This is a genomic window from Micromonospora sp. CA-249363 (genome assembly GCF_050950185.1).
Taxonomy (GTDB): Bacteria; Actinomycetota; Actinomycetes; order Mycobacteriales; family Micromonosporaceae; genus Micromonospora.
Genome location: NZ_CP192020.1, coordinates 2,783,366 through 2,808,882, shown reverse-complemented (window position 1 = coordinate 2,808,882; position 25,517 = coordinate 2,783,366). Strand labels below are relative to the sequence as shown.

Sequence of the window (25,517 nt, the reverse complement as noted above, 5' to 3'; positions counted from 1 at the left end):
CGTTTCTGCTCGTGACCGCCCCCGGAGACGTCGACCCCGAGGTTCTCGACCGGCTACGCCCGATCTGCAGCGGATTGCCGGAGACCTACGAGGAGCCGGCCTGGGTGGGCATCCGTTGGCGGATCCGTCGGCGCACCTACGCCCACGTGCTCACCGTCGACCCCGAGCGTCAGGCGGTGCACGCGCGCGCCGCCGCGCTCGACCGGCCGGCCTGTCTGTTGGTGTTCCGATCGCCGCTCGACGAGATCGCCGGTCTGCTGAGCGTCGGGCACCCCTTCTACAAGCCGGACTGGAGCCCGAACGTGCTGGGCATGATCCTGGACGCGGACACCGACTGGGACGAGGTGGGCGAGCTGCTCACCGAGAGCTACTGCGTGCAGGCGCCCAAACGGCTCGCCGCACTGGTCGACCGGCCCGACTGACGGCACCCCGCGAGGCCCGCGTTTCGCCGGGGGCGACACGGGGATACCGGGCCGACGGTGGCGAACCATCGACGGGTACGGCGACGTCGCCCGTGGCGCGAGGGGCGGGCCCATGTCCATGCTCGGAACCGTGGAGGACCCCCGGCTGACACCGGTGCTCGCCGAGGACCGGGTGTGCACGGGTGTGGCCACGCTCCGGGGGCGGGTCTTTCTGAGCTATCCCTCCGCGGACGGGCCGGGCGTGCAGGTGGTGGAGGCGCTGCCGGACGGCGACCGCAACCCGTACCCGGACGCCGCGTGGAACCGTCCGGACCAGTCGCCGGACGGCGCGTTCGTCCACGTCAACGGATTGCGGTTCGGCCCGGACGGTCGACTGTGGATCGTCGATTCGGGGGCGGCGCAGCTCGGCGGCGAGCAGGTGCCCGGTGGGGCGCGGCTGATCGTCGTCGACGTGGACGGCGACCGGGTGGAACGGATCTACCACCTCGACGACGCGGTGCGTCCGCACAGCTACGTCGACGACGTCCGGTTCCACGACGGCACGGCGTACGTCACCGACGCCGGCGCGCCCGGTCTCATCGTGCTGGATCTCGACTCGGGTCGGTGCCGACGGGTGTTGGACGGGCACCCGAGCACGGTGGGCCGGCCGGTTGTCGCCGACGGCCGGGCGCTGCGGGATCCCCGCGGCGCCGAGGTGTGCCTGCACGCCGACCAACTGGAGGTGTCCCCGGACGGTCGGTGGCTGTACTACCAGCCGGCCTCGGGTGGGATGTCCCGGATCGGCACCCGGTGGTTGGACGACCCGACGCTGTCGGCCGAGGAGCTGGCCCGGCGGGTCGAGCCCTGGTCGGACACCCCGAGCACGGGTGGCACGGCCATCGACGCGCACGGCACCATCTACGTCAGCGATGTCGAGCGCCGCCGCATCCTCGCGGTGGGGCCGGACCGCACCGTGCGTACGCTCGTCGCGGACCCGCGCCTGAACTGGGTGGACGCGATGTGGCTCGACACCCAGGGGCAGCTCTGGCTCCCGGCGGCCCAACTGCACCTGACGGCCGGGTTCAACGGCGGACACCCGGCCGTCGCCTACCCGATCCGGATCTACCGGATGCCGGTCGAGGCCGGCCCGCCACCGAACGACCACGCCTGACGGCGGTATTCCGGTGGATCCGGCGACGCCCGATGGGCGAGGATCGCGGCGTGTCCGTTCCCGCCCGTCAGATCCGCGCTCGCCATACGGCCGACACCATCACCGTCTACCAGGCGTACCCTCCGGAGGTCGCGCTCCCGGCGGTGGCCGCCGGCCGCTTCGCGACGGGCGGATAGCGGGAGTCCTCGATATCCTGCCTCGCATGCATCGAAGCCGTGTCTACGCGTTGCTCATCGACGCGCCCGAGGCGGAGGCCGCGCGGGCGGCGGAGTTCTGGTCGGCGGCCCTCGGCGTGGGCACCCGGTCCCACCCGGACGAGCCGCAGTTCGTGGGCCTGCACGAGGCGGTGCCCGGCCTGGTCACCGCCGTCCAGGCCGTCGACGACGCGCCGCGCTACCACCTCGACATCGAGACCGACGACGTGGCGGCCGAGACCGCACGGCTGGTCGGCCTGGGCGCCACCGAGGTGACGCGGTGGATGGAGTGCCGCATCCTGCGGGCGCCCGGCGGGCACCTGCTGTGCGTCCTGCCCGTCGAGAGTCCACCCGAAATGTTCGACGCCCAGGCCCGGACCTGGTCGTGACGCGCGCCGGTCGGAGGGTCGCAGTAGGGTTCGGCCATGGCTGATCTGGTGCTGGTGGCAGGAGCGTGGCTGGGGTCCTGGGCGTGGGACGAGGTGACGCCGCGCCTGCGGGCGGCCGGCCACCAGACCTTTCCGCTGACCCTCTCCGGTCTCGCCGAGAGGCAGGGCGTGCCGGCCGGCCAGCAGACCCACGTGCAGGACATCGTCGACGAGATCGAGCGCCACGACCTGCGCGATGTGGTGCTGGTCGGGCACAGCTACTCGGGCATCCCGGTGGGGCAGGCCGCCGAGCGGATCGGCGACCGGTTGACCCGCGTGGTCTTCCTCGACTCGGAGGTGCCGGTCGACGGCGGGTCGTTCGCCTCCGGCTGGTGGCAGGGTCAGGCGGCGTTCGAGTCCGTGCTCGCCGACAACGGCGGCGACTGGCCGCCGCTCGCCCCGGCCGAGTTCGACGGTCAGGGTCTCACCGACGAGCAGATCGCTCGGCTGGTCAAGGGGGCCACGACGCATCCGGGCCGCACGCTGACCGAGCCGGCCGTGCTGGCCCGTTCCCTCCGCGAGCTGCCGACGACGTACGTCAAGTGCCTGCTCGACGGGCCCGAGCCCAACGACGTGGTCGCGGCGTTGCTGACCAGCGAGCGCTGGCGGCTCGTCACGATGGCCACCGGCCACTGGCCGATGTTCTCCCAGCCCGCCGAGCTGGCCGCGCTGCTCACGGCAGAGGCGAGCTGACCGGCGGTCGGTGCCGGCACGCCGTCGAGGTCGGCTCGGGGCTGTCGGTGCGATGAGCCTGATGCCTGTGCGTCATCTTGATGACTCACCGGCATCACGCTTCAGCAGGTAGGTGCCTCCGGTCCGGAGCGGCGCACGCGGGGCGACGGCCGATCAGGAGCGGCGCAGGCGACGGCCAGGCCCGGTCGGTCACGGTGTGACGGTGTCGAGGCTCCTGATGTGGCGTACGGGGGACGCGAGCAGCCACAGCACGGCGAGCACACCGCCCAGTCCGGCGACGACCAGGGTCGGCCGCAGCCCGAGGGTGGTGCCGAGCGCGCCGCCGACCAGGGCGCCGAGGGGCCGGATGCCGTAGTTGACGGCGCTGTACGCGCCGGCTCGACGCCCCCGCGCGTCGTCCGGGGTGACGGCGGCGAGCAGGGCGTTGATGTTGACGTCCATCAGCATGACCCCGACGCTGGACACCAACTCGATGGCCGCCAGCATGGCCACCTTCGTCCAGGTCGGACCATCGATCAGCGCCGTCAGCGCCAGCGGGGCGGGGAACACCACCGCGCCGATCATCGCCGTGCGGCCGAGCCCGATGGCTCGCGAGATGCGGGGCGCCAGGGCCGCGCCGGCCAGGCCGCCGAGCGCGCCGACCCCGAAGGCGACGCCGATCGCGCCGGGCGACAGCCCGAGTTCACGGTTGGCGTAGAGCACCAGCAGCGCCGAGGCGATGAAGGTGAAGAAGTTGACGGTGCTGGTGCAGCCGAGCGCGGCGCGCAGCACCGGATGGCGCAGCACCAGCGCCAGGCCCTCGCGGACCATGCCGAGGGTGGACGTCTGCCGTGGCGGTGGCGGGGTTTCGGTGACCGGGATGCGGCGCAGCAGCAGGGCGGAGAAGAGGAAGGACACCGCGTCGACGAGGATCGCCACCGGCGCGGTGAGCGCCTGGACGAGGCCACCGCCGACGGCCGGACCGATGATGAACGAGAGGGAGCGGCTGACACTGAGCTTGCTGTTCGCGTCGACGTACGCCGAGCGCGGCACCAGCGCGACGAAGAACGCCTGCTGCCCCAGGGCGAACAGCACCGCGCCGGCACCGGTGAGCAGCGCCACCAGGTAGAGCTGGGTCAGGGTGACCGCGCCGAACAGGTACGCCACCGGGAGGCTGAGCAGCACGACCGCGCGGACCAGGTCCGCGACGATCAGGAGTCGGCGCTTGTGGGTGCGCCGGTCCACCCACGCGCCGAGGAACAGGCCCAGCAGGTTGGGCAGCCAGATCAGCGCGGTGAGGACACTGACCTGTACGGGTGTCGCGGCGAGCAGGGCGACGGCGATCAGGGGCAGGGCCAGTTCGCTGATCCGGTCGCCGAACGCCGTGATCGTCTGACCGATCCAAAAGGTACGGAAGCGCCGGTCGCGGTGCAGGGCCGGTGCGGCCGGGGCGTCGACGGCGGTCATGAATCGGACCGGTCGTCGGCGACCACGGGCAGCAGATAGCGCAGCATTCGTACGACCTGCGCGCCGTCCGGGGGCGCGTCGTCGTCCTTGCGTCGCACGTACGGGGCGAGCAGCTCCTCGATCGCCTCCTCCAACTCACGCAGCTCGTCGGGAGTGGCGATGAACGAGGTGTCGGCCACCCCGGCCAGCGAGCGCCAGGTGTCGTCGAGTCGGGGCTCCTCCTGCAACAGCCACTGCTGGGGCGTCTCGGCGTACCGGGCGAACATCTCGCCGCGCAGCTGCCGCGCCGCGGCCTGCCCCTCGGCGTCGTCCGGCAGGCTGAAGCGGAACCCACGGGCGGTCGCCTGCCACCAGCGCTCCCGCTTGCTGGTGCTCCCGTCGGCGTCGCCGACCAGGCCGAACGTCGCGAGATGGCGCAGGTGCCAGCTCACCACCGATGGCGTGGCGCCGACGTGCGGCGACAGTCCGGTGGCGGTGGACGGGCCGTGTCGTTGGAGCCGGTCGAGGATGGCCAGGCGGACGGGGTGGGCGAGCGCTCGCAGGGCCTGCGGCTCGGTGATCTCGAAATCCCCGTACGGATTCTTGAGAGACATGTTTCGAAAGTAGTCTCTCAGATCCCTCCGGGCAACCCGGTCAGCTCACCCCGAGGCGGGCCAGCGGCTCGACCAGCTCCCGCTCCTCGTAGCTAAGGTGCGACAGCAGGGCGTCGGTCAACAGGTTCACGGCGGCGCGCAGCTCGGCCAGACCGTCCGGCGCGCCGACGTACGCCACCAGCGCCTTGTCGACGCCCTCCAGCACGTCGTGGATGACGTGGTGCTCCTGCTCCAGCCGGTCGACGACCGGGCGCAGCCGTGGGTCGGCCTGCCGCAGTCGCGGAAAGAGCGCCTGGTCCTCGATGGTGTGGTGGGTGGTGACGATGCGGCAGTAGGACTCGCAGTACGCGCCCAACGTCCACCGGTTCTGCCGCATGGTCATCGTGTTGATCTGCGACCGCGCCGCGCCGGCGTCGATCTCGCCCGCCGCGACCTGCTCGATCAGGTCGTGGATCTGCGCCAGTTCGGCGCGCAGACCGTCGTGCACCTGCACGAGGTGCTGGCCGGTGGCCTGCTCGTGCGCGGTGTAGGTGCGGGCGGGGTCGGGCGTCGGCCCGGTGGGGCGTGTCGCCTCGTCCCAGACCTGCCGGTCGCTGAGCCGGCGGCCGTCGTCGGGCGTCGGCACCACCGCGAAGGCGCCGGCGCTCACCCGTGCGCGGGCCCGCGGCGCGGAGGGCGCCACGACCGCCGGCGGCTGCGTGTCCGCAAGGACCTCGGCGGGGGTACGCGCCGACGCGGTGTCCCGGTCGCGCTCGGTCGCCACCAGTTCCCGCACGGCGGGCGCCACCTCCCCGGCGAAGCGGCGCAGGTCGTCGGGGTCGTCGCTGGCCAGGATGAAGGTGCCGATCCCGTCCCCCAGCGCCAACTCGGTCAACTCCCGCACCCACTGCTCGACGGGTCCGTGCAACAGACCACGGCCCACCGCGGAGAAGGTGCCGGAGATGTTGAGCAGCCGGCGGACGTCGGCGGGTGAGCGGCCGGCCTCCCATGCGGCGTCGTCGATGACGGCGTTGCCCCGGGCCAGATCCCCGGGTTCGAGGTAGCCGAGCGAGGGCAGCCAACCGTCGGCCCGACGACCGGTGAGCGCGAGCATGCGCGGCTTGTACGCCCCGAGCCAGATCGGCACCGCGTGGGCGGGAGCCGGGCCGCGCTTCGCGCCGACCACCCGGTGGAACTCGCCGTCGACCCGCACACCGCCGCGCGCCTGGGCGTCCCACATCTGCCGGAGGACGTCGATGCCCTCCTCCAACGCCCGGACACCCTGCCCGGGGGTCAGCCGCCGTCCGCCCATGGCCTCGATGGCGTCCCAGAACGCGCCCGCGCCGAGGCCCAGGGCGACCCGACCTCCGGTGAGCAGGTCGAGGCTGGCGACGCTGCGGGCGAGCACGGCGGGTGGGCGCAGCGGCAGGTTGGTGACGTTCGCGGACAGGTGCACCCGGTCGGTCCGGGCGGCGACGAAGCTCAGCAACGTCCAGGTGTCCAGGAACCGTGGCTGGTACGGGTGGTCCTGGAAGGTGACCAGGTCGAGGCCGACCTGCTCGGCCAGGACGGCGAGCCCGACGACCCGGTCCGGATCGTCGATGCCGGGCGTGGTGAACGAGCCGAAGACCAGGTCGTGGCCGTAGTCGCTCATGTGCGAGCCTCCTGTCGTACGCGCCGCGTCGCGCGATGCGTCGCGACGCCAACCTTATGTCAGACAGAACATCTGTTGCCAACAAGGTCTGTGACTTCGGCTATCGTCGGGGTATGACGGGTGCCACCGACCGGCCGGAACGGCCCGATCCGCTCAACGACGATCTGGGCTGGATGCTGGGGATCGTCTTCCGTGGCTATGTCCGGGCGGCCGAGCACGTGCTGACCGATTTCCCCGGCGGCCCGCGCGGCTACCAGGTGCTCACCGCCTCGGTCACCGGCCCCGGCCGCAACCAGGGCGCGATCGCCGAGGAGCTGGGGATCGACCGCACGGTGCTGACGTACCTGATCGACGACCTCGAACGCCCCGGGTTCGTGGCCCGGCGGGCCGACCCGTCCGACCGGCGCAGCCGACTGGTGGACGTCACCGACGCCGGGCGGGCGGCGTGGGAGCAGCGACGCGAGGCGCTACGACGGGTGGAGGCGCACCTGTTGGGGTCGCTCACGCCGACCGAGTCGACGACCCTGCGGACCCTGCTGCAAAAAGTGGCCTGCTCAACCCAGGCCATCGACCCTCTCCGCGACCTCTGCGAGGCGGTGACCGAGGTACGGCCCGATCCGGCCCGAGAACGGCGTTGATCAAGAGGTTCGCGTCAGAATTCCGGCCTGCGGTGACGCGAACCTCTTGATCAACAGGGAGGGGCGGGGTGGGACCGGATCAGCGGACGTGCACGAACACCGGGTTCGAGTAGAACCACAGGTCGTCCCACGGGCTCTCCAGCCCGTCCGCGAGGGGCTCGGCCTCGTCGGTGCTGGTCCCGCGCACGCGGGCGTACGTGTCGGCCTGGACGTCGCGCAGGGTGTGCCGGATGACGTGGTCCTGACCCTGACGACGCCAGTCCCGTGGACCGAACCGGGCCACGACCTTGGTGGTGGGGTTCGTGTCGGCGTCCAGGTTGGCGCTCGGTCCGGTGATCTGACCGACGATCAGGTCGACGCGGCGGACCTCGGGACGGTCCGCGTTGCCGTTCACGCCGTCCAGCGGGCGGAACCGGATCTCGATCTCGACGTCGGTGCGGCTACGACGGTTGACCGTGATGGTCTCGCCGACCTCGGCCGTGCGCCCCTGCGAGGTGGCGGTCACGTCGAGGCTGCGGATCAGGTCGCCGGTGGTCACCCAGATCCGGCCGTTGCGCAGGCCGTCCATGATGTCGCCGTAGTCCTGGCGGGCGTACACGTAGGTCTTGCTGTACTCCCCCGGCCAGAAGTCCGAGCCGCCGCGCGTCCAGTGCACGTGCGAGTCGGACGTCGCGGTGATCCACCAGCGCCGACCCTCGCCGAGGAGGGAGTCCCAGAGTCCACCGACCCGCGCGGTCATCTGGTCGAAGCCGCCGTAGGTGGGGTGGTTGCCGTACCCGCCGCGCTTGCCGCCGTTGAGCGGACCGGCCTGGTGACCGGGCGCGCCCTCGAACCCGATGTAGACGTCGGGCGCGGCGTTGTTGCCGTTGCGGAACTCGCGCGGGGTGTCCTGGCCGTAGACGCCGAGGCCGGGCGCCGAACGGGAGGCGTGGTGGGCGATCACCAGCGGCTTGTGCGGCATGCCCCGGGCGACCTTGAGGAACTCCACCATCCTGGCCTCGGTGTCGCGAGCCGGGTCGGTGGGGAACGCGTCGTACTTGGCGAAGCGGCTCTCCAGCTCGAAGAGCTGCTTCGCCTCGTCGTCGTGGCGCGGGATCATCAGCGTGTGGTGGTCCAGCGCGGGCGCGTCGAACTCCATGCCCCAGAACTGGAGCACCTCGGGGACGAGCTTGCGGGAGCGCAGCAGGTCGGGGTACGCCTGTTCGATGTTGACCTTCGAGTGCGTCGGTCCACCGTGGTCGGTGCACATCGCCCAGGTCAGGCCGAAGTTCTTGGCCATGATGGCGTTGGTGACGATCGGGTAGACCGCGTCCGCGCCCTTGTGGAAGACGATCGGGCTCCGGGTGGTGTCGAACTCGCCGCTGTACTCGGAGTGGACGTGGTGGTCACCCGCGCGCCACGACCGGTTCTTGACGCCACCCCGGTCGCCCTCGTCGTCGCCGGGCCGGCGCTCCTCGTCGGCCCACGCCGCGCCACCACCCACCAGGGGGCTGGCGGCCGCCAGCGTCGCGCCGACGCCCGCGTACTTGACCAGCTTGCGCCGCGACATCTGCCCGCGCTCGACCTCTTCGGCTTGCTTGTCTCTCACGTCGAAGCCTCTCCTCGATCAAGCGAATGCTCTTTCGATCAAGGAGCCTTGAAGAGGTCGGTGAACGGCCACCGTACGGCGGACGGGTACCCGGTGAACTCCCTGGCCGAGCCCGTTGAAGGGCGCGGCGGATCCCGGCGGCGGGTGACGGCACGACAGCGGGGCGGCAGGGATCAGGGCCGCTGACGCCCCCGCTCCACGCGCGCCGACCCGGTCGTCGACGGAGCGGCGGGCGCGGTGACCACCGTCGGCGCGACGTCGACGGCGGGCAACCCGACCCGACCGGCGACCGGAAGGACCAGTTCGCTGCGCCCGAGATCGACGCGGACGGTCGCGTCCCGGTCCTCGGCCATCGTGAACTCCGGGTCGCTCTGACCGAGCACCAGGCCGAGGACGTGCCCGGCCGGCACCACCGCGTCGTACGCGTTCAGCGGCACGGTCACCGTGTACCACCGGTCCGCGCGCAGCGGTGTGGTGAACCGCAGCGAGCGATGGTGCGCGGCGTCGAGCCAGCCCCGGGCCAGCACGGCATGGTCGGAGACCTCGGTGATCTCCTCGGTGTCGCGGTAGCAGGCGTCGTCGGCCTCGGTGGACTGTCCCCAGCACGACTCGGTGTCCAGCGTCCGCACCGCACCGAACCAGCTCCGCTCGGCGGTGCCGTAGTCGACCAGGCGGGCGCTCAGCTGGGTGGTCGGCCGGTCCACCCGGACGCGCAGTCGTACCGACGCACTGCCGGAGATCCGCAGCGCGGCGTCCAGCGGGCCGGAGAGGAAGACCAGCCGGCCGGCGGTCGCGCTGGTCGGCTCGGCGACCACCTCGGCCTCGGTCAGCGACCCGTCGACGTACGCCCGTTCCTGACCAGGCCGCGCGCCGCGGCCGCCGAGGGTGCCGGTCACACCGTCGCCGAGCCCGAGGGGAACCCGCACGTCCCGGGTGCCGGGCGCGGGCCAGTCGCGCTGCGTCGTCCACCTGCCGGGCGCGGTCTCCAGGTCGACCCGTGGTTCGTCCATCACTCCGTTCGGCAGACCCTGCAACCAGTGGTCGAACCAGCGGTGCAGGGCCGCCACCCACTCGGCGCGTCGCACGTCGAACGGATCCTGGTGGCCGGCCTGGGAGAGCCACAGCTTGCGAGGTACGCCCCGCTCGGCCAACTCCTGCCACCAGCGGGCGAACTGGTTCGTGGTGACGTTCAGGTCGTTGAGGCCGTGCGCCACGAAGACGCTGGCCCGCACCCGGTCGGCTGACGGTCGGTAGTCGCGCTGCGCCCAGAACCCGTTGTAGTCGCCGGTCTCCTCGGCGCTGTCCGCCCGCAGCCGGGCGAGCACTGTCGCGCAGTCGGCCTCGGGGCGGCTGCTGACCACCGAGTGCAGCCAGCCGGGATAGTCGGTCGACACCAGCGTTCCCTGGTAGCGCGTGTAGTCGTACCAGCTGGAGATGGCCGAGATGGGCACGATGGTGGCCAGCCCTTGGACGCCCGTGGCGGCGACCCCGTTGGCGACCGAGCCGTCCCACGACTTGCCGATCATGCCGACCCGGCCGGTGCTCCAGCCTGCGTCGACCAGCCGCCCGTCGGCCGTGTACGCGCGCGCCCGGCCGTTGAGCCAGTCCACCACCGCCCTGGCGCTGCCGACCTCCACCGGGCCCCCGACGTCCTGGCACCCGGTCGAGCGGGCGGTGCCGGCGAGGTCCACGGCGACGAAGGCGTACCCGCGCGGGACGAAGTAGTTGTCGTAGAAGAGGGGCACCGAGGCGATGACACCGGACTCGTCGTACGCCTTGAACTCGCCCTCGTTGCCCCGGCCGCAGCAGAGGTAGTAGGGCGACGCCTCCATGACGACCGGCACGCGGATCCCCGCGGCGGCGGCCTCGCGGGGTCGGACGACGTCCACCGCGACCCGGTCGCGTCGGCCGTCGCCGTCGCTGTCGGTACGGGTCTCGACCCAGACGCTCTCCCGGATCGCCCGCGCGTAGGAGTAGGCGGGAACCGTACCGGTGCCGACGACGTGGGGTGGGGTCGGACGGTGACGGCCGGTCGGGTCGGCGGTCGCGGGCGCGGCGGCGAGCGCCGCGCCCAGCAGGCCGGCCAGGGCGGCGGCGGTCCGTGCGCGGGTTCGGGCGTTCGCCATCGATGTCCCTCCGGGTGCGACGCGTCCAGGACATTCCATCGCATCGATGTCTCTTTGCCCAGTGCCCACGGCGGCGCGTCGTCGTCAGATCCGTGCGCGGGGTAGCCAGCCCAGGAAACGGTGTCGTGCGTTGGGTAGGGGCAGCGTCGGCAGGTCCTCGGCGGCGGCGACGAGGCACGAGCCGAGGTAGACGGCGAGGGAGGCACGCGCGCCGCCGAACTCGGCGAGCAGTTGGCTCTGCTTGGTGGCGCAGGGCCATTCGCGACCACACCCGGTGCAGGTCCAGCTCGGTGGGTTGGGCAGGTGCTCGGGCAGCTTGGCGCGCCGGTAGCGGCCCACGACGCTGTTGTCCGCGCGGACGTCACGTCGGCGGGGTTCGGGCCCTTCGTTGCGCCGCGCGGGTGGCCGGGCGGCGGGCAGGTAGCGTCGGACGGTGCCGAGGAGCGCCCCGACGCGCACCAGGGCGTCCGGCCCGACGTGGTGGGCCAGCAACGCCGTGAGCAGATAGTGTCCCAGCAGGTCGAACGAGTCGCGGTTGAGCCGTAGGTCACGGCACAGGTCGACGAACTCGGGGGTGGTCAGCGGGACGCGGTCGTCGAGCGCGCGGCGCAGCACCTCCCGCAGCGCGACGCCGAGGCCCATCAGCGCGTCACCCTCGCCCAGTCCCAGGCTGTCCTCGTCCGCCACCCGCGCCAGTGCCTCGGCCACCGCCAGTCGTACGACGCGGTCCGGATCGGTACCGTCCAACGACTCACCCCCGCCTGTCGGCCGGATCTCCGGCTGTGGCCCGGACGCCGGGGACGCCCGGCAGATCATGAACAAGATTTCGCTGCCACCGCCGGAGGCGACTAGGACAGCGGGCGCAGGATCGGCGCGCGCGATAGCCGGAAAGCGAAGTCGACTCGACAAATTAGCGGATCGACGTCGACGCACGACCGGTTGCCGTATGGTGGAATTCCCATCAATGGATATGTGATTTGCTGGAAATTCTAGAAGCCGTCCAGCTCGACACCGCTCGACCGGTCGCCACTCGCCCTCGCACGCACCGAGTCCACCGTCCCGACCACACCGCCGGTCCCGATCCGATCCGGCGGTCTCCTTCCCCGACGGAGACAGCGGATGACGTCACCAGTGCAGGCCCGAGGATTCGAGAGTCACGACCCGGCGGCCATCCACCGCTTCCTAGCCAGCACCTACACCGCGGACCTGCGTATCCACGCGGGCGAGACCGGCTACCACCTCGTCCACCGGCGCGTCGACGCCGGCCCGTTCGCCCTCGCCACGATCGGCCAGAGCGCCCACCTCGACATCGAGGTGGGCGACATCGACGGGCTGGTCGTCTGCCGCACCCGCAGCGCCCTGATCAGCCGCACCTGTCAGGGGGAGGCCCACCGTTTCGGCCCCGGCGACGTGTTCCTGACGAACCGACCGGGCGAGCCGTTCAACCTGCGGTGGGAACCCGGCGAGGTGGAGCTCTGCGTCCTGGACCTCGGGGTGCTGACACAGGTGGCGACCGCCGCGCCGGCCCGGCGGCCCGGCCCGATCCGTTTCACCGACCTCGGCCCCGTCGACGCGACCCGCACGCGGCAGTGGCGACGGACCACCCGGTACGTCAACGACGTCGTCCTGAACAACCCGATCACCAGCGCCCAGCCGCTGGTGATCGGCAGCGCCGCCCGCATGCTCGCCGCCGCGGCGCTCGCGATCTTTCCCAACACGGCGTTCACCGACGAGACCGCGCGGGACCGCCACGACGCCAGTACCGCAACCTTGCGTCGTGCCGTCGCCTTCGTGGAGGAGAACGCCGACCGGGACATCGGCGCCGCCGACATCGCCAACGCCGCCGCGGTCTCCCTGCGCGCGGTACAGCTCGCCTTCCGCCGTCACCTCGGCACCACCCCGATGGCGTACCTGCGCCGGGTCCGGCTCGATCGGGCGCACCACGACCTGGTCCGGGCCGATCCCCGCAGGGAGACCGTGTCGGCCATCGCCAGCCGTTGGGGATTCGCCAGCCACAGCAGGTTCACCGCCTGGTACCACGCCAGCTACGGGGTGCCGCCCCGCGAGACGCTGCACGCCTGAGGGCGTCCCCGGCGCCGGCTTGTGACACGGGTCGGCAGCGACGAAAATCGATGCCGTGAAGCTTTCGCCGAGGGTCGCCCTGCCGCTGGCCTGCCTGCTGCTCCTCGCCGGCTGCGGCACCTCGCCCGGGCCCTCCGGCGGACCGACCGGCGGCCCCGCGCCCAGGTCCCCCTCCCCGCGAACCCCCGTCTCCCCCGCCGCCTTCGACAAGGCGCTGCACGACGAGTTGATCGCGATGCTGGAGCGCGACCAGGCCGACCGGGAGGGCACCGCGCAGACCGAGTCCGACCAGGCGCGAACCGTCCGCCTGAAAGAGATCATCCGGACCCACGGCTGGCCGACCTTCGCACTCGTGGGCGAGGACGGCGGCAACGCCGCGTGGGCCATCGTCCAGCACTCCGACCTGGATCCCGCCTTCCAACAGGAAGCGCTCGACCTGCTGCGCGCGGCGGTCGCCGCCCGCCAGGCCTCGCCGGGCAACCTCGCCTACCTTGAGGACCGGGTGGCCGTGGGCAAGGGCGAGCCCCAGGTGTACGGGACACAGATCCGCTGCGGGCCGGAGGGCCCCGTCCCGGCGACCCCGATCAGGGACGAGCCCGGCGTCGAACGTCGCCGCGCCGAGGCTGGCCTGCCCACACTCGCGAGCTACCTCGCCGAGATGACCACGATCTGCGCCGAGGACACCAACTAGCTCAGGCCCGCTCGCGGGCGGCCTGCACCTCGGGCACCGAGGCTTCCAGCAGGTCGGCGAGGCCGCGGAGCTGCTCGGCGACCCGGGCGCCGAGCGGGGTGAGCGTGTACTCGACGCGCGGCGGGATCGCGGTGAGCACCTCGCGGGTCAGCATCCCGTCGCGTTCCAGCATCTGCAGGGTCTGGGAGAGCATCCGCTCGCTGACCCCTTCGACGCGCCGCCGCAGGGCGTTGAACCGGTAGCTGCCCTCGCCGAGCGCGAGCAGGGCGAGCGAGGCCCACTTCGAGGTGACGTCCTCGAAGGCGGCACGGGACGTGCAGCTGCGCGCGAAGACATCGCTGACGAATTCCTGGGTAGGCCCCGCCGGGTCCCGGGCCGGCATCTCGGTCACGTCACAAGCGTACCCGATACTTACTCAACGAACTGTGCTGTAGATTCGTAAGTGCTTACTAGTAGTCACCGCTCATCGGAGGTCCCCATGCCCACGTATGCCGTCACCGGCGCCACCGGCCGTCTCGGCCGGCTGGTGATCGAGCACCTGCTCGACGCCGGCGTGCCCGCCGCCGAGATCGCCGCCGTCGTCCGCAGCCCGCAGAAGGCCGCCGACCTGGCCGCGCGCGGCGTCGAGATCCGCCAGGCCGACTACGACGACCCCTCGACGCTGCCCGGCGCCGTGGCCGGCGTACGCCGCCTGCTGCTCATCTCCGGCGACACCCCGGGGCAGCGGGTGCCCCAGCACACCGCGGTCATCGACGCCGCCCGGCTCGCCGGGGTCGAACGCCTGGTCTACACCAGCATCCTGAAGGCCGACACGACCACGAACCCGCTCGCGCCGGAGCACAAGGCCACCGAGGAGGTGCTGGCCGCGTCGGGTCTGTCGTACACGGTGCTGCGCAACGGCTGGTACACCGAGAACTACACCGACCAGCTCCCGCAGTACCTGGCGAGCGGCACCATCCTCGGCGCCACCGGTGGCAGCAAGATCTCCGCCGCGCCCCGCACCGACTACGCGGCCGCCGCGGCGGCGGCGCTGACCCGGGACGAGGACGGCAACGCCGTCTACGAGTTGGGCGGCACCGCGTTCACCTTCGACGAGCTGGCCGACGCCGTCACCGAGGTCACCGGCACCACCGTCGTCCACCGGGACATGTCGACCGCCGACCTGGCCTCCGCGCTGCAGAACGTCGGGCTCGACGCCGGCACCGCCGGGTTCGTGGCCGCCCTCGACCACTCGATCGCCATCGGCGAACTGGCCACCGACAGCGACGACCTCAGCCGGTTGATCGGTCGCCCCACGACCGGGCTGCGCGACGCCATCCGCGCCGCGCGCGCCTGACCGGCCGCGCTCAGGCGCGGGTTCGCCGTGCCGGCGGGCGACGGGGGTACGCCCTCCGTCGCCCGCCCGTTCACCGCGGAGACGCCGGCGTCAGCAGGCCGGTGAGCAGGCTGCGCAGCGTCCGCTCGAAGAGGTCCGTCGGCGGCGTCGGCGGCCCGACCCGACCGAGGGCCGCGACGAGATGGGGGTACGCCCCGAGGTCGATGCCGGCGAAGCCGGGTGACCCCGCCGCCTCGCTGCGGGCGAACAGGCTCACCACACCGGTCAGCACGGCGATCGCCTCGAACTTGGTGGTGACGGCGCAGGGCACGGGTTCCAGGATCCGGATGCAGTTGTCGAACCAGGCCAGGCTCTCGGGGCCGACGCCCGACGGCCGTTGGATCACGTCCACCAACCACGGGTGGGCGCGGAACAGGGCCAACTGCTGGCGGGCCACCAGCAGCATCTCGTCCCGCCAGTCGTCCTGCTCCGGCGGGTACGGCCGCAGCTCCCCCACCACGCGGTCGGTCATCAGGTCGAGCAGGTCGTCGCGGGACGACAGGTACCGGTAGAGCGATCCGGCGCCGGTGCCGAGCGCGCCCGCGACGGCACGCATCGACACCGCGGCGAGCCCTTCGGTGTCGGCAAGGGTGATCGCGGCCGCGACGATCGCCTCCCGGCTGTGCGTCGGCGCGGGGCCGCGCGTTCCCCGTTCGGGTCTGGCCCAGATCGGCTGCCGGCCGGCCCCGCCGTCGCCGGACCTCCCCGCTGCGTCGGTCACCGACCCACTCTAGGGGTTGGCAGCTCAGGTGCCGCACGGCCGGCCAGTCCTTACGCGAGGCACTAGGGTGGTCGCCATGCCTGGGTGCCGCCACGACGACCGGAGGTGGGCCCGCGCGGCGACCTCGGCACGCGCCGACGGATCGGCCGCCCGGTGAGCGGAACGCCCGCTCCCGCTCAGCGGGGTGACCGGTCCCGTCCCGGCCGTCGCCGACCCACCGTGGCCGACGCCTGCGCACGGCTCGCCCGCTCGCGGCCCTTCGAGGTCGGCATCGTCGTCGTCATCCTCGCCAACGGGATCGTCCTCGGTCTGGAGACGTACGAGGGGCTCTTCCCCGCGACCGGCGCGCTGCACGGGCTGGAGCTGTTCTTCCGCGCCGTGTTCACCATCGAGATCGGCATCCGGCTGGCCGCGTACGGTCGGCGTCCCCAGGACTTCTTCCGGCACGGTTGGAACGTCTTCGACTTCCTCGTGATCGCCGCCATCTTCGTTCCGGGCCTGCACGGCGACGCGGCGCTGCTGCGCGTGGTGCGGGTCGCCCGGATGGTCCGGCTCGTGCGCTTCTCGCCGGGCCTGCGGACCATCGTCTCCGCGCTGTGGCGCAGCCTGCCCGGCGTCACCGGATTCCTCGCGCTGGCCGTGGTGACGCTCTACGTGTACGGGATGGCCGGCTGGCTGATCTTCGGCGACCGGTATCCCGACGAGTACGGGGACATCGGCCGGTCGTTGCTGACGCTGTTCGTGCTGCTGTCGTTGGAGACGCTGCCGGACCTGATCGAGCAGGGGCTGGCCATCTCGCCGTGGACGCTGCTCTACTACGTCAGCTACGTGGTGATCACCGTCAACCTGCTGCTCAACATCCTCATCGCGGTCATCGTGAACTCCATGGAGGAGGCGCGCCGCCTGGAGATGACCGAGCGGTTGGCCCCCGGCTACGACGAGGACGGTGACGGCATACCCGACGAGGTGGACCGCATCGCGCTCACCCAGCGGCTCGACGATCTGCGCGCGGTCATCGGCGAGTTGGAGCGGGAGTTGCGGATCGACCGGGAGGACACGCACGGCCGGCCGCGTCGTGTCGAGGTCCGCTCCGAACGCTGACCCCGCGAATCGCTCCCCGCGCGTAGCGTGGAACCCGTCATGGACACCGATCCCAGCGCGATTCGTGCGGATCTCCACCGCCGACGCGACGAGACCACCGCCGAGATCGCCGCGCTCGAAGGCGACCTGCGGAGCCTGTTCGAGGCGTCCCGGTCCTCGAACGCCGACGACGAACACGATCCCGAGGGCAGCACGATCGCGTTCGAACGGGCACAGCTGAGCGCCGTGCTGGCCGCGGCCCGTCGACGCGTCGCCGAACTGGACGAGGCGCTGAGCCGCGTCGCGGCGGGCGTCTACGGCGTCTGCGAACGGTGCCACCGCCCGATCCCCGCCGAACGGCTCGCCGCCCGCCCGTCGGCGCGTACCTGCGTGGCCTGCGCCAGCCGACGGTGACGGTGGCGTTGCCCGCGGACCCGGTGCGCGGTGGACGCCGGGGTGTCCACGCGCGGACGGGTTCCGGTCAGGCGACGGTGGGACTGCGGCGTTCGAGCAGCACGACGTCACGCCAGCGGTCGTGGTGGCGGCCGATCCGCTCGCGTACGCCGATCTCGCGGAAGCCGGCCCGGCGGTGCAGGGCCAGGCTGGCGGTGTTCTCGGGGAAGATGCCGGATTGGATCGTCCAGACGCCGGCGGCCTCGGTCGAGGTGATCAGCGCGTCGAGCAGCAGCCGGCCGACTCCGCGCCCCTGAGCCGCCGGGTCGACGTAGACGGAGTGTTCGACGACGCCGGCGTAGACCGGGCGGCCCGACGTCGGCGAGACGGCGACCCAGCCGAGGACGAGGCCGTCGGCGACCGCCACGAACCGGTGCGCGGCGAGACGGCTGGCGTCGAACGCCGCCCAGGTCGGTGCGGTGACCTCGAAGCTGGCGTCCCCGCCGTCGAGGCCGAGCTGGTAGATCGCCAGGACGCGGTCCGCGTCGCCGGGGCTCATCGGTCGCAGGGTCGTCTCGGCCACGGTCGGGCTCCGATCTTCTCTCCACGGTGTGGCGGGTCGCTCGTGTCAGACAGTTGTACCGTGCGAGGGCACCGGCTCTCCGCCGCGCTCGCGGACATCTCGCACGTCCCTCATCCGATCACCGAAAGATGTGATGTATCGATTCGACGGCGGCGGCCCGCGATGGCGGCTCGGCCAGCCGCGAAGGTGAACGTCGAACCTTCATCGCAACTCACAGGTTCCCTTACCGCAGCCGGACCGCAACGGCGTGAGCCGCCGTGGGCGACCGACGCCACCCACCGTAGAGAGCGCCAGGAAACGTTGGATATCTATGCGTACGGGGCCGGCGGCGTCGTTGACTCATCCAAACCGGCCTCCGTATACTCCGAATGATCATCTGATCTTTAGCCGAGCCGGGCGAGGAGCGCATGCCGCAGATCACTGGCGTCACCGTCGAGGACGTCCGCTTTCCCACCTCGCTGACCGCTGACGGGTCCGACGCCATGAACAAGGACGGCGACTACTCGGCGGCCTACGTCATCCTGCACACCGACGGGGTCGACAGCGCCGGCGTGCCGCTGGCGGGTCACGGCCTCACCTTCACCATCGGTCGGGGCAACGACATCGTCGCGGCGGCGGCGGCCCACCAGGCCCACCGCCTGGTCGGCCTGGACGTCGCCACGATGGCCGCCGACATGGGCGCGGTCTACCGCCTGCTCACCTCCGACACGCAACTGCGCTGGCTCGGCCCGGAGAAGGGCGTCGTCCACCTGTCCCTGGCGGCCGTGCTGAACGCGGCCTGGGACCTGGTCGCGCGACTGGCCGACAAGCCGCTGTGGCGGCTGCTCACCGACATGTCCCCCGAACAACTCGTCGACATCGCGGACCTGCGCTACCTGTCCGACGCGCTGACCCGGGACGAGGCGCTGGCCATCCTGCGGGCACAGGAGAGCACGAAGGCCGACCGCCTCGCCGAGCTGGCACGCACCGGTTACCCGGCCTACACCACCTCGGCGGGCTGGCTCGGGTACGGCGACGACAAGCTGCGCCGCCTGTGCCAGGAGGCCGTCGACTCCGGCTACGGCTACGTCAAGCTCAAGGTGGGCGCCGACCTCGACGACGACATCCGCCGGTGCACCATCGCCCGTGAGATCCTCGGCCCGGACCGCAACCTGATGCTCGACGCCAATCAGGTGTGGGACGTCGAGCAGGCCATCGAGTGGGTCAACGCGCTGGCCCGCTTCACGCCACTGTGGATCGAGGAGCCGACCAGCCCCGACGACATCCTGGGCCACGCGGCCGTACGCCGCGCCGTCGCTCCCGTCGGCGTCGCCACCGGCGAGCACTGCCACAACCGGGTGATGTTCAAGCAGTTGTTCCAGGCCGAGGCCATCGACTTCTGCCAGTTGGACACCGGCCGGCTGGCCAGCGTCAACGAGATCGTCGCCGTGCTGCTGCTCGCCGCGAAGTTCGGCGTCCCGGTGTGCCCGCACGCCGGCGGCGTCGGGCTCTGCGAGATGGTCCAGCACGTGTCGGTGCTCGACTACGTCGCGGTGTCAGGGGACCTCACCGGCCGCGTCACGGAGTTCGTCGACCACCTGCACGAGCACTTCACCGATCCGTGCGTCATCCGGGACACCGGTTGGGGCAGCGGATACGTCCTGCCCGACACGCCCGGCTACTCCACCCGCATGCACCCCGAGTCGATCGAACGGTACCGGTTCCCGGACGGCCGCTACTGGGCCTCGACCGAGGCGGCTACCGTGTCATCTCCGGAGCCGTACGTCATCGCGGGTGGAGCCGCCACCCCCGCCGGCCGCTAGGAGGTGTCATGTCCCGCACCGACGAGGTCGTGAACGGCATCAAGCGGATGATCCTGGAAGGGACGTTCAAGCCCGGGGACCGGCTGCCCATCGAGAAGGACCTCGCCGAATCCCTCGGCGTCTCGCGCGGTTCGCTGCGCGAGGGGATGTCCGCGCTGTCGATCCTCGGCATCGTCAACATCCGCCAGGGCGACGGCACCTACGTCACGAACCTCGACGCGCCGCAACTGCTGGCCCCGATGGGTTTCGTGGTCGACTTCCAGGGGCAGGGCGACGGGCGGCACATCCACACCGTCCGCCGCCTGCTCGAGTGTGAGGCCGCCCGGTTGGCGGCGACCCGGATCACCGACGAGGCGCTGGCCCAGGCCGGCGAACTGCTCGACGAGGCGGCCCGGATCGCCGGCCGTTCGCCGCAGGACCACGAACGCATCATGGAAATCGACATCGCGTTCCACCGGATCATCGCCGCGCACGCCGACAACCCGGTGCTCATCGGCCTGATCGAGGCGTTCGCGGGCCGCACCCTGCGGGGGCGGCTCTGGCGGAGCCTGCACGAGGAGGGCGCGGACCGGCGTACCCACGACGAGCACGTGGCGATCCTGAAGGCCCTCCGGGCGCGCGACCCGGAACGGGCCCGCACCCGGATGGCCAATCACCTGATCGGTGTGGAGGAGTCCCTCCAGGGGCTGCCCGACGAGGGGTGAGAGGCGCGGCCGGCTGGTCGCCCGCCCGTGCCGCGCGCCGGTGGCACCGCTGCCGGTCCACCGAGCGCGCTCACGGGCGGGCGACCACCGTCACCGCTCGTCCCGCTCGGCGACCGCGCTGCCGGTCATCGCCGCGACCAGGTCGTCGGTGCTGACCTCGTCGGCGCGCAGCCGGGCGGCCCGCCGGCCGAGGCGCAGCACCTCCACCCGGTCGGCGATCTCCAACACCTGCGGCATGTTGTGACTCACCAGCACCACCGACATGCCCGCCTCACGAGCCCGCCGGACGACGTCCAGCACCCGCTCGGTCTGCACGACGCCCAGCGCGGCGGTGGGCTCGTCGAGGATGACCACGTTCGTCGCCCAGATGATCGCCCGCGCCACCGCGACGCACTGCCGCTGCCCACCGGACAGCATCGCGATCGGGGTGGTGACCCGGGGGATCCGTACGCCCAACTCGTCCAGGGCCGCCGCCGCGCCGTGGCGCATGGCCCGCTTGTCGAGCAGCCCCAGCCGACCGAGCGGCCCGGACCGCAGGATCTCCCGCCCGAGGTAGAGGTTGGCGGCGACGCTGAGGTCGTCGGCGACCGCGAGATCCTGGTAGACGGTCTCCACCCCCGCGCGCCGGGCGTCCACCGGCGTCGCGAAGTGGACCGGACGGCCACCGACCCGGATCTCACCCTCGTCCGGCGCGTGCACGCCGGACAGCGTCTTGACCAGCGTGCTCTTGCCGGCGCCGTTGTCACCGATGAGCGCGACGACCTCGCCGCGGTGGACCGTGAAGTCGGCGCCGCGCAACGCCTCGACGTGGCCGAACCGCTTCACGATGCCACGGGCTTCGAGAACCGGCGGCTCCTCGGGAGACCGCTGCTGGTCGCTGTCGGCGGTCGGCGCGGACGTCGTCGCCATCACTGCACCGGGGGGTTGGCGCAGCTCGGCTCGAGGACCGCCTTGATCTCGGCCGAGTCGATGTTCTTCTTGGTGACGAAGGTGACCCCGGTGTCCGCCGACGCCAGCGGCGCCTTGTCCCGCAGGTGCTTGACCATCTTGTCGACGCCGAAGTAGCCCATCTTGAAGGGGTTCTGCACGACCAGCGCCGAGATCTGGCCGTTGCGCAGTCCGGCGATCTCGTCGGGGGCGGCGTCCCAGCCGATGATGACCACCTTGCCGGACTTGCCCGCCGCCTGGATGGCCTGCGCCGCGCCGAGCACGCTCGGCTCGTTGGCCGCGAAGATGCCGGCGAGGTTCGGGTTCGCGGTGAGGATGTTCTCCGTGACCCGCCGTGCCTCGTTGACGTCACTGCGGCTGGGCTGCTGACCGACCAGCTTGAGGTTGGGGAACTGCTTGAGGCCCTCCTTGAAGCCGTCGACCCGCTCGGTGTTGGTCTGCGAGCCGGGCTGGAACTCCACAAGCGCCACGTCGTGGTTGCCGGGGCCCAGCTCGGTGGCGAGCAGCTTCGCCGCCTCGACGGCCGACGCCTTGTTGTCGGTGGCGAAGAGCGGCACGGTCGACGGCTGCGGGCTGGTGCCAGAGTCGATCATCGCGACCGGGATGTTCGCGCCGATCGCCTGGTCGGTGGCGGGTGCCAACGCGCGCGAGTCGGTGGCCGCGTAGACGATGCCGTCGACCTTCTTGGTGACGAAGTTCTGGATCAGGTTGACCTGACCCTCGACGTCGGTCTCGGTGGTCACTCCGTCCCACTGGACGGTGACGTCGCCGGCGCGCTGCGCGGCGCACTCGGCGCCCGCCTTCACGGTGTTCCAGTAGTCGGCCCCGACAGCCTTGGGCACGACGGCGAGCTTCAGCGGCCCGGACGCGTCCTTGGTCGCGCCGTCGCCCCCGTCGCGGACCTCGACTCCGCCGCAGGCGCTGAGCAGAGCGGTCGCCGCCGCGGCGGCGAGGATGGCCTGCGCGCGCAGGAGGCGACCTCGTGGACGTCGGCTGGTGGTGGTGTGTGCCATGGTGTTCGTCCTTCCTCTGGTGAGCTCAGGGAACGGCAGGTCAGCCCCGTGACTCCAGCCGCCGACGGCGGTACTGGTCGAAGTAGACGGCAGCCCAGATGATCAGGCCGACGATCACCTGCTGGTAGTGGATGCTGATGTCGAGCAGCACGGCGCCGTTGCGGACCAGGGCGATGAGGAAGGCGCCGATGATGGTCCCGACGATCCGGCCCTGCCCGCCGAACAGGCTGGCACCGCCGATGACCGCGGCGGCGATGACGTCGAGTTCCAGGGAGATGCCGTAGTTCGGCTGGCCGGAGTTGACCCGGGAGGCGGCGATCATTCCGCCGAGACCCACCAGGACGCCCGCCAGGACGTACACGTAGGTCAGGTGACGGCCCACCGCGATGCCGGAGCGGCGGGCCGCCTCCAGGTTGGAGCCCATCGCGTAGGTGTACTGCCCGAACCGGGTCTGCGAGAGCAGGAAGGCGACCCCGACGGCGACCACGGCGGTGATCACGACGGCGAACGGGATGCCGATGATCTCCCCGTTTCCGAGAAGCTGGAACGACCGGGGCAGCCCGTAGACGCCGACCGCGCCGGTGATGATGAAGACCAGGCCCCGGCCGACCGACATCGTTCCCAGGGTCGCGATGAACGGAGGAATCCGGGCGACGGTGACCAGCAACCCGTTCAGCAGTCCCGCCAGGGCGCCGACGCCGATGGCGACCGCCGTCGCCGCGAGGAGCGGAAAGCCCAGATCCCGTACGACCATCGCGCCGGCCACGCCGGCGAGCGCGGCGACCGAGCCGACCGACAGGTCGATGCCCTTGGTGATGATGACCATCGTCTGCGCGGCGGCGATGATGGCGATCACCGCGGTCTGCGCACCGATGTTGAACAGGTTGTCCGCCGTCAGGAAGTAGGGACTGGCGAAGCTCAGCGCGATGAACAGGACGATGAGCGCGGTCGCGGCGGTGAACTCGGACAGCGCGTGGGAGATCCGCTCGCGCAGCCAGTCGTTGAGCGCTCCGCCCTGGGCCTGACCGGTCGCCTCGGCGGCACTCATCGCCCGGCCCGACTGTCGTCCACTGTGTGCTCCACTCGGCGCGCGCCCCCGCCGGTGATCGACGCTGTCCTTCGCAACCGGACCTCCCCAGGAAGTCACGCACGGGGCACGCCCCGCAGCGCTCGCACGATAGATCAGATGTTTCCTGTGATCAGGCGTTACCTTGCCATGGTCACACTCATGTTGCCAAGGTCTTACCGCCATGTTGTGGCATCGTTATTCATGCCTCGGGCGCGATACGTCCGACCAAAAAACACGTCCACCGCGTCCACTTCGGAGGCGGCCACCGGCGTCGCCAGCGGAGAGGCTTGCTGCCCGGCCACCGGTCGCCTTGAGCATGTTATCGATAACATGCTATGTTCCGCCAAGGAGTCGAGGGCACGTCCCTCCCGTTCGGAACCACCGGCACCTCGAAGGGCATCGGGTCCCACGACCCGGTCGACGGCCGGTGAGCTGTCCGAGACACACCTGTTCCGCGTACGTCATTCCCGCGTCCCCCGCACGCGGCGGTCCATCGTGACGTCCGCCCCGCAGGCACCACCGTTGTCGATCCGTCGAACCGTGCCGGGCACCGCCGAATCTCGCCCCGTACGGACTCCCCCGGCCAGCCCTCGCCGATCGGGCAGCCCGACCTCGACTCCGCCGCCACCATTGTCGAAAGGCAGGACCATGGACAAGATCCCCGACGAACGCGCACCGCGACCCCGGTTCCGGGGCCGTCGGGTGCTGGTGCCGCTCGCGGCCACCCTCGCGGCGGTAGCCGCGACGGTCGCGGTGACCTCGACCGCCAACGCCGGCACCACGCTCGGCGCCTCGGCTGCCGAGAAGGGCCGCTACTACGGCGCCGCGGTACCCGCCTTCAAGCTGTCCGACAGCCAGTTCGCTGGCATCGTGAACCGGGAGTTCAACCAGCTCACTCCCGAGAACGAGATGAAGTGGGACGCCACCGAGCCCCAGCAGGGTCGGTTCAACTACAGCGGCGGAGACCAGATCGTCGCGCACGCCCAGTCGCACGGCATGATCGTCCGCGGCCACACGCTGCTCTGGTACCAGCAGCAGCCGGGTTGGGCGCAGAGCATGTCCGGCACCGCCCTGCGCAACGCCGCCATCAACCACGTCACCCAGGTCGCCACCCACTACCGCGGCAAGATCTACGCCTGGGACGTGGTGAACGAGGCGTTCGCCGACGGCGGCAGCGGCGGCCGACGCGACTCGAACCTGCAACGCACCGGCAACGACTGGATCGAAGCGGCGTTCCGCGCCGCCCGCGCCGCCGACCCGGGCGCCAAGCTCTGCTACAACGACTACAACACCGACGGCATCAACGCGAAGTCCACCGGCATCTACAACATGGTCCGCGACTTCAAGTCCCGCGGCGTACCCATCGACTGCGTCGGCTTCCAGTCCCACCTCGGCACCACGGTGCCGAGCGACTACCAGGCCAACCTGCAACGCTTCGCCGACCTGGGCGTCGACGTCCAGATCACCGAACTGGACATCGCCCAGGGCTCCAACCAGGCCAACGCCTACGCCCAGGTGACCCGGGCCTGCATGGCCATCCCCCGCTGCACCGGCATCACGGTGTGGGGCGTACGGGACAGCGACTCGTGGCGCAGTAACGACAACCCGCTGCTGTTCGACCGGTCGGGCAACAAGAAGGCGGCGTACACCTCCGTCCTCAACGCCCTCAACGCGGGCACCGGCACCCCGACCACTCCGCCGCCCACGACGCCGCCGCCCACCACCCCGCCGCCGACCACTCCGCCGCCCACGACGCCGCCGCCGACCACCCCGCCGCCCACCGGTAGCGGTTGCACCGCCTCGGTGTCGCTGAACTCCTGGAACGGTGGCTTCGTCGCCACGGTCAAGGTCAACGCCGGCTCGACCGCCGTACGGGGTTGGTCGGTCCGGATCACGCTGCCCTCGGGAGCCGCCGTCACCAACACCTGGAGCACGCAGGCCAGCGGGTCCTCGGGCACGGTGGACTTCCGCAACGTCGACTACAACGGCCAGATCGGCGCGGGCGGCAGCACCGAGTTCGGTTTCCAGGGCACCGGTAGCGGCCCCTCCGGCACCCCCACCTGCACCGCGAGCTGACCCGTCCCCTCTCAGCTCACCCCCTGGGCACCCCCGGGGCGTCGCGGACAACCGCGCTGCCCCGGGGGT

General features: G+C 71.6%; 25 protein-coding genes and 1 pseudogene. 14 read left to right on the top strand and 12 right to left on the bottom strand.

The window, feature by feature from the left end:
* Positions 1 to 11 precede the first annotated feature (11 nt).
* The 5 genes and pseudogenes from ACQPZK_RS12835 to ACQPZK_RS12815 all read left to right on the top strand — a co-directional run bounded on the left by ACQPZK_RS12835 (position 12) and on the right by ACQPZK_RS12815 (position 2,887).
* Positions 12 to 422 (top strand): MmcQ/YjbR family DNA-binding protein, encoded by a 411-nt coding sequence (locus ACQPZK_RS12835; protein WP_433538504.1) that lies wholly within the window; start codon positions 12 to 14, stop codon positions 420 to 422.
* Positions 423 to 534: 112 nt separating this feature from the next.
* Positions 535 to 1,572: an SMP-30/gluconolactonase/LRE family protein gene (locus ACQPZK_RS12830; RefSeq protein WP_433538503.1), complete on the top strand. Its 1,038-nt coding sequence runs from the start codon at positions 535 to 537 to the stop codon at positions 1,570 to 1,572.
* A gap of 50 nt (positions 1,573 to 1,622) precedes the next feature.
* Positions 1,623 to 1,733, top strand: a pseudogene (locus tag ACQPZK_RS12825) (DUF4291 family protein); the annotation flags it as partial.
* Positions 1,734 to 1,774: 41 nt separating this feature from the next.
* Complete coding sequence (locus ACQPZK_RS12820; RefSeq protein WP_433538502.1) at positions 1,775 to 2,155, top strand: VOC family protein; 381 nt, start codon at positions 1,775 to 1,777, stop codon at positions 2,153 to 2,155.
* Positions 2,156 to 2,191: 36 nt separating this feature from the next.
* A complete protein-coding gene (locus tag ACQPZK_RS12815) occupies positions 2,192 to 2,887 on the top strand; it encodes an alpha/beta fold hydrolase (RefSeq protein ID WP_433538501.1) in 696 nt (231 codons plus the stop codon).
* A 189-nt stretch (positions 2,888 to 3,076) separates the two neighbouring features.
* Here ACQPZK_RS12815 and ACQPZK_RS12810 read toward each other — a convergent pair whose 3' ends face one another.
* Genes ACQPZK_RS12810 through ACQPZK_RS12800 form a run of 3 tightly spaced genes read right to left on the bottom strand, consistent with a single transcriptional unit; the run spans position 3,077 to position 6,559 of the window.
* Complete coding sequence (locus ACQPZK_RS12810) at positions 3,077 to 4,333, bottom strand: MFS transporter (RefSeq protein ID WP_433538500.1); 1,257 nt, start codon at positions 4,331 to 4,333, stop codon at positions 3,077 to 3,079.
* Positions 4,330 to 4,926 carry an ArsR/SmtB family transcription factor gene (locus ACQPZK_RS12805; RefSeq protein WP_433538499.1) on the bottom strand — a complete coding sequence of 199 codons (597 nt, stop codon included), beginning with the start codon at positions 4,924 to 4,926 and terminating at the stop codon, positions 4,330 to 4,332. The genes ACQPZK_RS12810 and ACQPZK_RS12805 overlap by 4 nt, the downstream gene beginning before the upstream one ends.
* A gap of 40 nt (positions 4,927 to 4,966) precedes the next feature.
* Entirely contained in the window at positions 4,967 to 6,559 is a 1,593-nt protein-coding gene (locus tag ACQPZK_RS12800; protein ID WP_433538498.1) for an LLM class flavin-dependent oxidoreductase, read from the bottom strand.
* Between the two features lie 113 nt (positions 6,560 to 6,672).
* On the opposite strand from ACQPZK_RS12800, the gene ACQPZK_RS12795 reads away from it, so the two are divergent.
* Positions 6,673 to 7,197 (top strand): MarR family winged helix-turn-helix transcriptional regulator, encoded by a 525-nt coding sequence (locus tag ACQPZK_RS12795; RefSeq protein ID WP_433538497.1) that lies wholly within the window; start codon positions 6,673 to 6,675, stop codon positions 7,195 to 7,197.
* A 79-nt stretch (positions 7,198 to 7,276) separates the two neighbouring features.
* Here the strand turns inward: ACQPZK_RS12795 and ACQPZK_RS12790 are convergent, their stop codons facing one another.
* The 3 genes from ACQPZK_RS12790 to ACQPZK_RS12780 all read right to left on the bottom strand — a co-directional run bounded on the left by ACQPZK_RS12790 (position 7,277) and on the right by ACQPZK_RS12780 (position 11,658).
* Entirely contained in the window at positions 7,277 to 8,785 is a 1,509-nt protein-coding gene (locus tag ACQPZK_RS12790) for a phosphoesterase (RefSeq protein WP_433538496.1), read from the bottom strand.
* A gap of 173 nt (positions 8,786 to 8,958) precedes the next feature.
* A complete protein-coding gene (locus ACQPZK_RS12785) occupies positions 8,959 to 10,911 on the bottom strand; it encodes a Xaa-Pro dipeptidyl-peptidase (protein ID WP_433538495.1) in 1,953 nt (650 codons plus the stop codon).
* 84 nt (positions 10,912 to 10,995) lie between these two features.
* Positions 10,996 to 11,658 (bottom strand): hypothetical protein, encoded by a 663-nt coding sequence (locus ACQPZK_RS12780; RefSeq protein ID WP_433538494.1) that lies wholly within the window; start codon positions 11,656 to 11,658, stop codon positions 10,996 to 10,998.
* 372 nt (positions 11,659 to 12,030) lie between these two features.
* Here ACQPZK_RS12780 and ACQPZK_RS12775 point away from each other — a divergent pair, with 372 nt between their 5' ends.
* Positions 12,031 to 12,993: a helix-turn-helix transcriptional regulator gene (locus ACQPZK_RS12775; RefSeq protein WP_433538493.1), complete on the top strand. Its 963-nt coding sequence runs from the start codon at positions 12,031 to 12,033 to the stop codon at positions 12,991 to 12,993.
* 55 nt (positions 12,994 to 13,048) lie between these two features.
* On the top strand, positions 13,049 to 13,684 hold the full coding sequence (locus ACQPZK_RS12770) for a DUF6624 domain-containing protein (protein ID WP_433538492.1): 636 nt from the start codon (positions 13,049 to 13,051) through the stop codon (positions 13,682 to 13,684).
* Position 13,685: 1 nt separating this feature from the next.
* Here ACQPZK_RS12770 and ACQPZK_RS12765 read toward each other — a convergent pair whose 3' ends face one another.
* Positions 13,686 to 14,066 (bottom strand): winged helix-turn-helix transcriptional regulator, encoded by a 381-nt coding sequence (locus ACQPZK_RS12765; protein ID WP_433539193.1) that lies wholly within the window; start codon positions 14,064 to 14,066, stop codon positions 13,686 to 13,688.
* A gap of 96 nt (positions 14,067 to 14,162) precedes the next feature.
* On the opposite strand from ACQPZK_RS12765, the gene ACQPZK_RS12760 reads away from it, so the two are divergent.
* On the top strand, positions 14,163 to 15,020 hold the full coding sequence (locus tag ACQPZK_RS12760; protein ID WP_433538491.1) for an SDR family oxidoreductase: 858 nt from the start codon (positions 14,163 to 14,165) through the stop codon (positions 15,018 to 15,020).
* Positions 15,021 to 15,090: 70 nt separating this feature from the next.
* On the opposite strand, the gene ACQPZK_RS12755 is transcribed toward ACQPZK_RS12760, so the two are convergent.
* Positions 15,091 to 15,780, bottom strand: coding sequence for a TetR/AcrR family transcriptional regulator (locus ACQPZK_RS12755; protein ID WP_433538490.1), 690 nt, complete (start codon positions 15,778 to 15,780; stop codon positions 15,091 to 15,093).
* A gap of 153 nt (positions 15,781 to 15,933) precedes the next feature.
* Between ACQPZK_RS12755 and ACQPZK_RS12750 the strand changes: the two genes are divergently transcribed.
* Both ACQPZK_RS12750 and ACQPZK_RS12745 read left to right on the top strand, forming a co-directional pair.
* Positions 15,934 to 16,881, top strand: a complete 948-nt coding sequence (locus ACQPZK_RS12750) for an ion transporter (RefSeq protein WP_433538489.1) — start codon at positions 15,934 to 15,936, stop codon at positions 16,879 to 16,881.
* A gap of 39 nt (positions 16,882 to 16,920) precedes the next feature.
* A complete protein-coding gene (locus tag ACQPZK_RS12745) occupies positions 16,921 to 17,274 on the top strand; it encodes a TraR/DksA family transcriptional regulator (RefSeq protein WP_433538488.1) in 354 nt (117 codons plus the stop codon).
* 67 nt (positions 17,275 to 17,341) lie between these two features.
* Here the strand turns inward: ACQPZK_RS12745 and ACQPZK_RS12740 are convergent, their stop codons facing one another.
* Positions 17,342 to 17,836 (bottom strand): N-acetyltransferase family protein, encoded by a 495-nt coding sequence (locus ACQPZK_RS12740; RefSeq protein WP_433538487.1) that lies wholly within the window; start codon positions 17,834 to 17,836, stop codon positions 17,342 to 17,344.
* A gap of 407 nt (positions 17,837 to 18,243) precedes the next feature.
* Here ACQPZK_RS12740 and ACQPZK_RS12735 point away from each other — a divergent pair, with 407 nt between their 5' ends.
* Both ACQPZK_RS12735 and ACQPZK_RS12730 read left to right on the top strand, forming a co-directional pair.
* Positions 18,244 to 19,638, top strand: a complete 1,395-nt coding sequence (locus tag ACQPZK_RS12735) for an enolase C-terminal domain-like protein (protein ID WP_433538486.1) — start codon at positions 18,244 to 18,246, stop codon at positions 19,636 to 19,638.
* 8 nt (positions 19,639 to 19,646) lie between these two features.
* On the top strand, positions 19,647 to 20,342 hold the full coding sequence (locus tag ACQPZK_RS12730; protein WP_266241432.1) for a FadR/GntR family transcriptional regulator: 696 nt from the start codon (positions 19,647 to 19,649) through the stop codon (positions 20,340 to 20,342).
* A gap of 90 nt (positions 20,343 to 20,432) precedes the next feature.
* Here ACQPZK_RS12730 and ACQPZK_RS12725 read toward each other — a convergent pair whose 3' ends face one another.
* Genes ACQPZK_RS12725 through ACQPZK_RS12715 form a run of 3 tightly spaced genes read right to left on the bottom strand, consistent with a single transcriptional unit; the run spans position 20,433 to position 23,351 of the window.
* On the bottom strand, positions 20,433 to 21,251 hold the full coding sequence (locus ACQPZK_RS12725; RefSeq protein ID WP_433538485.1) for an ATP-binding cassette domain-containing protein: 819 nt from the start codon (positions 21,249 to 21,251) through the stop codon (positions 20,433 to 20,435).
* Complete coding sequence (locus ACQPZK_RS12720) at positions 21,251 to 22,303, bottom strand: ABC transporter substrate-binding protein (RefSeq protein WP_433538484.1); 1,053 nt, start codon at positions 22,301 to 22,303, stop codon at positions 21,251 to 21,253. The genes ACQPZK_RS12725 and ACQPZK_RS12720 overlap by 1 nt, the downstream gene beginning before the upstream one ends.
* A gap of 40 nt (positions 22,304 to 22,343) precedes the next feature.
* Positions 22,344 to 23,351 (bottom strand): ABC transporter permease, encoded by a 1,008-nt coding sequence (locus ACQPZK_RS12715; RefSeq protein WP_433538483.1) that lies wholly within the window; start codon positions 23,349 to 23,351, stop codon positions 22,344 to 22,346.
* A 669-nt stretch (positions 23,352 to 24,020) separates the two neighbouring features.
* Here ACQPZK_RS12715 and ACQPZK_RS12710 point away from each other — a divergent pair.
* Entirely contained in the window at positions 24,021 to 25,448 is a 1,428-nt protein-coding gene (locus tag ACQPZK_RS12710) for an endo-1,4-beta-xylanase (RefSeq protein WP_433538482.1), read from the top strand.
* Positions 25,449 to 25,517 lie beyond the last annotated feature (69 nt).

Bases quoted from the DNA above. Each gene is read 5' to 3' on its own strand.
- ACQPZK_RS12830 (WP_433538503.1), top strand. From the start codon at position 535: ATGTCCATGCTCGGAACCGTGGAGGACCCCCGGCTGACACCGGTGCTC.
- ACQPZK_RS12820 (WP_433538502.1), top strand. From the start codon at position 1,775: ATGCATCGAAGCCGTGTCTACGCGTTGCTCATCGACGCGCCCGAGGCG.
- ACQPZK_RS12815 (WP_433538501.1), top strand. From the start codon at position 2,192: ATGGCTGATCTGGTGCTGGTGGCAGGAGCGTGGCTGGGGTCCTGGGCG.
- ACQPZK_RS12810 (WP_433538500.1), bottom strand. From the start codon at position 4,333: ATGACCGCCGTCGACGCCCCGGCCGCACCGGCCCTGCACCGCGACCGG.
- ACQPZK_RS12805 (WP_433538499.1), bottom strand. From the start codon at position 4,926: ATGTCTCTCAAGAATCCGTACGGGGATTTCGAGATCACCGAGCCGCAG.
- ACQPZK_RS12800 (WP_433538498.1), bottom strand. From the start codon at position 6,559: ATGAGCGACTACGGCCACGACCTGGTCTTCGGCTCGTTCACCACGCCC.
- ACQPZK_RS12795 (WP_433538497.1), top strand. From the start codon at position 6,673: ATGACGGGTGCCACCGACCGGCCGGAACGGCCCGATCCGCTCAACGAC.
- ACQPZK_RS12785 (WP_433538495.1), bottom strand. From the start codon at position 10,911: ATGGCGAACGCCCGAACCCGCGCACGGACCGCCGCCGCCCTGGCCGGC.
- ACQPZK_RS12775 (WP_433538493.1), top strand. From the start codon at position 12,031: ATGACGTCACCAGTGCAGGCCCGAGGATTCGAGAGTCACGACCCGGCG.
- ACQPZK_RS12765 (WP_433539193.1), bottom strand. From the start codon at position 14,066: ATGCCGGCCCGGGACCCGGCGGGGCCTACCCAGGAATTCGTCAGCGAT.
- ACQPZK_RS12760 (WP_433538491.1), top strand. From the start codon at position 14,163: ATGCCCACGTATGCCGTCACCGGCGCCACCGGCCGTCTCGGCCGGCTG.
- ACQPZK_RS12745 (WP_433538488.1), top strand. From the start codon at position 16,921: ATGGACACCGATCCCAGCGCGATTCGTGCGGATCTCCACCGCCGACGC.
- ACQPZK_RS12735 (WP_433538486.1), top strand. From the start codon at position 18,244: ATGCCGCAGATCACTGGCGTCACCGTCGAGGACGTCCGCTTTCCCACC.
- ACQPZK_RS12730 (WP_266241432.1), top strand. From the start codon at position 19,647: ATGTCCCGCACCGACGAGGTCGTGAACGGCATCAAGCGGATGATCCTG.
- ACQPZK_RS12725 (WP_433538485.1), bottom strand. From the start codon at position 21,251: ATGGCGACGACGTCCGCGCCGACCGCCGACAGCGACCAGCAGCGGTCT.
- ACQPZK_RS12720 (WP_433538484.1), bottom strand. From the start codon at position 22,303: ATGGCACACACCACCACCAGCCGACGTCCACGAGGTCGCCTCCTGCGC.
- ACQPZK_RS12715 (WP_433538483.1), bottom strand. From the start codon at position 23,351: ATGAGTGCCGCCGAGGCGACCGGTCAGGCCCAGGGCGGAGCGCTCAAC.
- ACQPZK_RS12710 (WP_433538482.1), top strand. From the start codon at position 24,021: ATGGACAAGATCCCCGACGAACGCGCACCGCGACCCCGGTTCCGGGGC.